5 protein-coding genes are annotated in these 6,156 nt (G+C 75.9%); all 5 read right to left on the minus strand.

Annotated features, from left to right (window positions below; all coding sequences use genetic code 11):
* Nucleotides 1-478, minus strand: a 478-nt coding sequence (locus ACXJKL_RS12020; protein ID WP_457207282.1) for a UvrD-helicase domain-containing protein, incomplete at its 3' end; no start/stop codon positions are given.
* Nucleotides 475-3,744 (minus strand): ATP-dependent helicase, encoded by a 3,270-nt coding sequence (locus ACXJKL_RS12025; protein WP_457207283.1) that lies wholly within the window; start codon nucleotides 3,742-3,744, stop codon nucleotides 475-477. The genes ACXJKL_RS12020 and ACXJKL_RS12025, both read right to left, overlap by 4 nt.
* A 46-nt stretch (nucleotides 3,745-3,790) precedes the next feature.
* Nucleotides 3,791-4,459, minus strand: a complete 669-nt coding sequence (locus ACXJKL_RS12030; protein ID WP_457207284.1) for a lysophospholipid acyltransferase family protein — start codon at nucleotides 4,457-4,459, stop codon at nucleotides 3,791-3,793.
* 53 nt (nucleotides 4,460-4,512) lie between these two features.
* Complete coding sequence (locus ACXJKL_RS12035) at nucleotides 4,513-5,025, minus strand: hypothetical protein (protein WP_457207285.1); 513 nt, start codon at nucleotides 5,023-5,025, stop codon at nucleotides 4,513-4,515.
* Nucleotides 5,022-6,156, minus strand: a 1,135-nt coding sequence (locus ACXJKL_RS12040) for a DUF58 domain-containing protein (RefSeq protein ID WP_457207286.1), incomplete at its 5' end; no start/stop codon positions are given. The genes ACXJKL_RS12040 and ACXJKL_RS12035, both read right to left, overlap by 4 nt.

Raw genomic sequence — 6,156 nt, forward strand, 5'->3', positions numbered from 1 at the left:
CCCGGGCACCGAGCTGGTAGCGGGCGGCGTCGGTGACGACCCGGGTGTCGGGCTCGTGGCCGATGCGCAGCCCGTGGTCGGCGAGCAGGGTGGCGGCGTAGGCGTTGTAGGTCGCCACCGTGGGCTCGAGGACGTCCTCCTCGCCCTCGCGCGGCGCGGCGTCGAGCACACCGGCCGTGACGAGCGCGGCCCGGATCCGGCTGCGCAGCTCACCGGCGGCCTTGGTCGTGAAGGTCAGTCCGAGGACCTGGTCGGGCCGCACCTGCCCGGTCACCACGAGGTGGACCACACGTGCGGCCATCAGGGTCGTCTTGCCCGAGCCGGCGCCGGCGATGACCACCGCCGGGGACAGCGGCGCGGTGATGGCCGCCCACTGCTGCGGGCTGGGCGCGAACTGGGTCTGCATGACCCGTTGCAGGTCCTCGGGGGTGTCGATGCGCCGGGCGGGGCGCGCGGACGACACGGTCACGGCGGTCACAGCGTCACCACCGACCCGGCGCCCTTGGCGGGGCACAGCGAGACGTAGGGACAGTCCTTGCAGTGGTCTCCGGGGATGGCGGGGAACTCCTCACGGCGCAGGTAGCCGGCGGCGGTGGACAGGGCGGCGCGCAGGTCGGTGCGCTCGGGCGACTCGTCGGGCTGGGGGTCCTGGCGCTGCTCGACGGCCGACGGGCTGTCGTCGAGCGCACCGAGCTGGACCAGGAACGCGCCACCGGACGTCGCGTCGGGCACGACCTCGTGGACGGCGCCGCGGTCGACCGCGAGCTGGTAGAGGGCGAGCTGGCGGTCCCGCTGGACGGCGGGCCCGGACGGCTTGGTGCGGCCGGTCTTGAGGTCGACCACCACCACCCGGCCGTCGTGGTCGACCTCGAGGCGGTCGACGAAGCCGCCGAGTCGGACCTGCTCGCCGTCGTCGAGCTCGACCACCGTCGCGAACTTGGTCTCGGTGTCGACGAGGCGGCGCGGGTTGGAGTGGTGCCAGGCCAGGAAGCGCGCCAGCGCCGAGCGGACCCGGGCGTGCTCGCGCGCCGCCGCCCACGGGGTGCGGAACTCGAGGCGCTGCCAGACGGCGTCGACGTGCTGCATGAGCAGGTCGGCGTCGTCCGGACCGGCGGCGAGCTCGCCGGTGCCGACCCGCTCGGCGAGCGCGTGCACGATCTGGCCGAGGTTGGCCGACTGGTGGGAGCGGGTGACACCGCCGGCCTCGCGGGACAGGAAGTGCTGGGTCGGGCAGGCCATCAGTCCGGTGAGGGTGCTGGCCGAGAGCGGGACCGGCTGGTCGGCGGCCCGGACCGGTCGGGCGGACAGGCTGGCGGACCGGGTGCCCCACCAGGTGGCCGGGTCGGCCTGCGGGACCAACGGCCGGCCTCCGATCGACTCGGTCGCCAGGGCCTTGAGCCGTCGTGCCGCCGCCTCGCGCAGCGCCGGCGCGGTGTCGGGATCGGCCAGCTGCTGGCGCAGGTCGCTCACCAGGCCGGCCATCGACAGCGGCCGGCGGGGCCGTCCGCTGTGGTGCACCGCCGGGATCTGCAGCTCGGCGAGGAACCGGGACGGCTGCTCGCCCTCGTCGTCGGTCGACGCGACGGCGGTGACCACGAGGCGCTGGCGGGCGCGCGTGCAGGCGACGTAGAACAACCTCCGCTCCTCGGTCAGCAGCTCGCGGGTGCTGACCGGCGGCACCAGTCCGTCGGACCGGATCCGGTCGGCCTGCAGCAGCGTGGTGCGCCGCCGGAGGTCGGGCCACACGTCCTGCTGGACGTGGGCCACCACGACGAGTCGCCACTCCAGGCCCTTCGCGCGGTGGGCCGTGAGCAGGCGCACCGAGGCGCCCCGGACCCCGCGCTCGGCCAGGGTGTCGCCGGGGATCTGCTGCGCGACCAGGGTGGCCAGGAAGTTGGCGATCCCGAGGTGGTCCTTGCGCTCCTCGGCGCGCGCGGCCGCCTCGAAGAGGGCGACGATCGCGTCGAGGTCGCGGTGCGCTCGCCGTGCGGCGGCGCCCCCCGACTCCACGCCGCGGCGCAGCCGCTCGGGCCACGACGTGCCGGACCACAGCAGCCACAGCACCTCCTCGGCGGTGTCGCCGGCGGCCTGGGCCGCCCGGCCGCTCCACACGAGGGCGACGAAGGCCCGCGCCCGCGTGACCTCGGGCCCGTCGAGGCCGTCGAGGAAGCCGGGGTCGACGAGCACCTGCCGGACCAGGTCGCGGGAGCGCCGCGGGGCTCGGTCCTCGGCCTTGGCGACCGTCTTCTCCCGGGCTCGGAGCAGGCGTCCGAGGCGGCGCAGCTGCCCGGCGTCGAGCCCCGAGAGCGGACCCAGCAGCAGGGTCTCGGCCCGCGCCGGGTCGATGAAGTCGACGTGGGCGGGGTCGTCGTTGCCCAGGTTGAGGATGGCGCGCAGGGCGTCCAGCAGCGGCAGCGCGGCCGGGTCCCGGACGAGGGGGACGTCGTCGCCGGCGACCTCGACCGGCACGCCGGCCGCGCCCAGCGAGCGCCGCAGTCCGGGGATGGACGTGCGACCGGAGCGCACCAGCACCGCCATGTCGTCCCAGGGGATGCCGTCCTCCAGGTGGGCTCGCCGCAGCAGGTCCGCCAGGTGCTCGGCCTCGGCCCGCTCGGTGTCGAACGTCAGCACCTCGACCCGTCCGTCCCCGTGGGCGCCGACCTYGGCCACCGGGTCGGCGAAGTCGGCCCGCGCCGCCTCCGGGATGGTGCCCGGCAGCGCGATGCCCCCGGAGATGCGCCGGGCGGCCAGCAGCAGGCGGGGCCCGAAGCGTCGCGTGGTGCGCAGCGCCACCACCTCGGCCGGCGACCCGCCGGCGGCGGGGAACGTCGTGGGGAACTCGAGGATCCCCCGCACCTCGGCACCGCGGAAGCCGTAGATCGACTGGTGCGGGTCACCGACGACGGTGAGGTTGCGTCCGTCCCCCGCGATCTCTTGGAGCAGCGCGACCTGGCCCGGGTCGGTGTCCTGGTACTCGTCGACGAACACGTGGGTGAAGCGGGCCCGGAGCTCGGCGCGGTGCTCGCGGGCGACCGCGGTGGCACGCCGGATCAGGTCGGAGTAGTCGAGTGCGCTCTGGGCGTCGAGGTTGTCGAGGTACTGACCCATGAACAGGCCGGCCGCGACCAGCTCGGGGGCACCCTCGGCGCGACCCAGCTCGACCAGCGCGCGGTCGTCGAGACCGTTGTCGCGGGCCCGGCCGAGCACCGCCTGCACCTCGCGGGCGAACCCGCGGGTGCCGACCGCTCGTGCGAGGGACTCCGGCCAGGTCACCGACTCCGGGTGGTCGGTCAGGAGCTCGCGCATCACCACGTCGGCCTCGGGCGCCGACAGGAGGCGGAGCGGGCCGTCGTAGACCCCGGCCGGCGTGTAGGAGCGGACCAGCCCGTAGGCGAAGGAGTGGAACGTCGAGCTCAGCGTCGTGGTGCTGGTGCGGCCCAGCCGAGCGGTGACCCGGTCGCGCAGCTGCTCGGCGGCCTTGCGGGAGAAGGTCAGCGCGAGCACCTCGTCGGGGCTCGCACCCCGCCGCTCGATGCGGTCGACGATGGCCTCCACCAGTGTCGTCGTCTTGCCGGTGCCGGGACCCGCGAGGACCAGCATCGGCCCGCCCGGGTGGTCGACCACGCGCTGCTGGTGCGCGTCCAGGCGCGGTCCGGCGACCGCTGCGGGCTCGCTGCGCACCAGCCGGTATCCGGCGCGCGGGGGCTGCTGGCCGTCGTGCTTGCCGCGGTGGTGGGAGGTCACGGGACGACCCAACCAGACGGCACCGACAGCCGGACGTCGACCGGGGTCACACGCGGGCGGGACGCTCGTTGTAGACCCCGGCCTCCTCCTGGCCGGACAGCGCGCCGATGGCGGCCATCACCCGGTCCGTCAGCTCGCGCCGGGCCCGGCCCGGGGGCACGCCGTCGTACTCCCCCGCGACCTCGATCGGTTCCCCGAAGCGCACCGTCACCGTGGCGAGCCGCGGCAGCTTCGAGCCGACGGGCTGGATGTCCTGGGTGCCGCCCAGCGCGACGGGCACCACCGGGCAGCCCGCGGTGAGCGCGAGGTGGGCGACGCCCGTGCGGCCGCGGTAGAGCCGGCCGTCCCGGGACCGGGTGCCCTCGGGGTAGATGCCGAACGCCTCCCCGCGGCCCAGCACCTCGAGCGCGGTGTCGAGGCTGGCGATCGCCGCCCTGGTGTCCTCGCGGTCGACGGGCAGCATGCCGAGCCCCTCGAACCACGCCCGCTGGAGCGCGCCCCGCACGCCCCTGCCGGTGAAGTAGTCCGACTTGGCCAGGAACACGACCTTGCGGGGCGCGACCACCGGGATGACCACGCTGTCGACGAAGGAGAGGTGGTTGCTGGCCAGGATCACCGCCCCGCTGMGGGGCACGTGCTCGAGACCGGTGACGGTCGGCCGCCAGACGGCCCGGACCGTGGGCCGCACGACCGTGTGCACCGCGCGATACATCATGGGCCCATTGTGGCCCCTCCGGCATCCGTACGACGCCCGCGCCCGGTCGGCGGTCACCCGTCGGTCGGTGCCTCCCGCAGCGCCAGCCCCGCCGCGACGACCAGGACCCCCACCGTCACCAGCCCGACGGTCCACAGCGTGGGCTGGTCGGGCGCGGCGTCGAGCCCCCGGGCGGCGACCCACGCGACCGGCGCGACGAGCCAGGCCAGCAGGCCGCGGCGTACCCACAGCCACGTCGTCGCACGGTCGAGCGGCATGCGCGCCGGACCGTACGACGCGAGCACTCCCGCGACGTGCGCCGCCACCAGCGCTCCGGCCGCGAGCAGGACCCCGGCGTCGAGCGGGTCGTCCACGCGCGCGCCCCACCACGCCGCGACGAGCAGCAGCACCACCGGCCCGGCCGGCGACTCGGGCATCGCCGCCCACAGCCCGCCCAGCACCACCAGCAGGAGCACGAAGAGGGTGGCGGGACGCTGCCACGCCGCGCCGGCCGCGACCAGGGGCAGCACGAGGAGGAGGCCCCGCGCGACGAGCGCGGAGGGGCTCCACCGCCGGACCCGGGTCACCGGGCACGCACCCGCGGTTGCTGGGCTCGTCGGGCCAGACGGTGCAGCACGTCGTCGACCGTGCCGGGTCCGCGCCACGGGACCACGGGACAGCCCAGCGAGGTGAGCCTGCCGAGCAGGTTGTCGCGCTCCACACGCCGCATCCGCCACGCCAGCGCGGCGCGCGACCGCGGACCGCCGAGGGCATCGAGGTCGCGCTCGCCGAGGGTGTCGATCACGAGCACCGGCACGCCGCGGGAGGCCAGGGTCGCGGTGGCGGTGACGACGGGCGCGTGCAGCATCGGGGAGAGGACGTAGACGACGCAGTCGCCCTGGACACCGAGGTCGAGGGCGGCGTCCTCGTCGACGTGACGGGTCTCGGGCACCACCCGCGCCAGCGTCCCGGTGAGCCGGTGCAGGTGGCGGGTGCCGGTGCCGAACCGCACGCGCGCGTCACCGGGGCCGAGCACCCGCAGGCCCACCCGGTCGCCGACCCGCAGGTGGTGCTCGACCAGCGCCGAGGCGGCCCGCACGGTCAGGTCGAGGCTGCTGGCGGTGCCGTGGATCCCGCCGCTGTGTCCGACGTCGCGCAGCGCGTCGACGACCACCAGCACCCCGGAGTCGAGCTCGGAGCGGGTCGTGACCACCTGGAGCGAGCCGGTGCGCAGCGACACCGGCCAGTGGATGCGACGCAGGCGGTCACCGGCCGTGAACGGCCGGATGCCGCTGAACTCCGTGCCGCTGCCGACCCGTCGCGAGCGGTGCGCCCCGACGAGACCGTCGGGTTGGGGTGCCTCGGCCCGCGAGTCGAAGGCCGCCGCCTGCGGCAGCACTCCCAGGGTGACCGCGGGCAGCGTGATCGGCCCCCAGCGGAAGCCGGCCCACCGGCCGGTGAGCGCCACCTGCTCGCCGCCCAGGGAGCGGGGTCCCCACCGGGTGACGCCCACGCCGACGTCCGGCACCCCGTCGCGCACGAGACCGCCGACCGCTCCCCGCAGCGGCGAGAGGACGACGTACGCCGGTCGCTCCATCGCGCGGGTGACGTGCTCGACCCCGTCGAGGGGCTCGACGGTGAGGGCACTCACCGCACCCTGGCCCTCGTGCAGCCGCAGCACCCCCAGGTCGGTGGCCAGCCGCGGTGCGGTGCGGGGG

The sequence above is a fragment of the Nocardioides sp. P5_C9_2 genome (assembly GCF_054049555.1).